General features: G+C 66.9%; 1 protein-coding gene. It reads right to left on the bottom strand.

Annotated elements, in window-relative coordinates; translation table 11 throughout:
• The coding region (locus MOV75_RS38445; protein ID WP_247008048.1) for an iron-containing alcohol dehydrogenase at positions 1–808 on the bottom strand (808 nt) is incomplete at its 3' end.
• Positions 809–1,316: the final 508 nt, after the last annotated feature.

Raw genomic sequence — 1,316 nt, 5'->3', positions numbered from 1 at the left:
CGCCCATCGGCACGCCGGCGGCGAGCGCGCCCATCGACAGCCAGGTCCCGATCTGCGCGTCCATCCGCGCGTCGAGATCGGACGGATCGGCTTTCACCCGCGGCAGCGCGTCGGCGAGCATGGCGAGGCCCTTCACCGCTTGCGCATCGGCATAAGGATGCGCCTCGCGCGAGCAGATCGCTTCGACGCAATGGTCGACGGCGCGGATGCCGGTGGATAGGAACAGCCATTCCGGCGTGTGCACGGTGATGGCGGGATCGAGGATGGTCGCGCGCGGCACCGCGAGCGGATGCCGCAGCATCTGCTTCACATGCGTGGCTCGGTCGGTGACGCCGGCGATCGCGCTGAACTCCCCGCCGGCGATCGTGGTCGGAACGCTGATCTGCCGCACCGTCGGCGCGGTCATCTCGGGCGCGACGCCCTTGTGGACGCGGATGCGATCGATGCCGTCGATATCGGTGATGCCGTTGGCGAGGCAAAGCTGCACCGCCTTGGCGCCGTCGGTGATCGAGCCGCCGCCCACGGTGACGATCAGGTCGGCACTGGCTTCGCGTGCCGCATGGGTGGCGACGATCACCGCCTCGCGCGGCGTATGCGCGGGCATGGCGTCGAACAGGCCGGCGCAGCGGGAGCCCAAAGCCTGCTTGATCTTCTCGATTTCGTCGGTCTGCCGGCTGAGCGTGCCCGAAACCATCAGGAAGGCACGATTTGATCCCAGCCGGTCCATCTGCGCGACGATGGCGCCGGCCGCCGGATGGCCGAACACGACCTCCTCGATCGCGCCAAAAACGACACGTCCCTGGTGCACGCCCGTCCTCCCGGACAATTCGTCTTTTTTGTAGGGGTAACCTAGCCGAGCCGCCGGCCTCCGTCATGTGTGAAGGCGCTGGGGGCTCTCCCACCCTCCCCTGGAGGGCCCTTCAGGGGAGGGTAAGAAAGAACGCTCGCGCCACGACCGCCCCCAATTCATGAACCCCGCGAATTACGCCATTCGCAATTCGCCCGCTAATCACACCTCCCCGCGCAGCCGGCTGTTGGACTGTCAACCCGCCATCCGGCCGGGGCGACCTTCCGAGCAATGCGCGCACCGCGGTCTTGAAGAGTTCATCTTTGCCACCCATCTTGTGGCGCCCGCAGGTAGAGGCGTACCCTGCCTTTTCTGCGGCTTTTAGGCGAGGACCTGGGATGAGCGGACCGGACGGAAGCGAGCAGTTTGTCAAAAAGCACGATTTCGTTCTGGCCCGACTGGGCGCAATCGGCGCGCTTGTCGGCGCATTCGCGCTCACCGGTTGCGGCCAGCCAGCCTCGCAGGCAGC

Source organism: Bradyrhizobium sp. PRIMUS42 (assembly GCF_023006515.1).
Lineage (GTDB): Bacteria > Pseudomonadota > Alphaproteobacteria > Rhizobiales > Xanthobacteraceae > Bradyrhizobium.
This window is presented reverse-complemented; position numbering and strand designations above follow the sequence as displayed.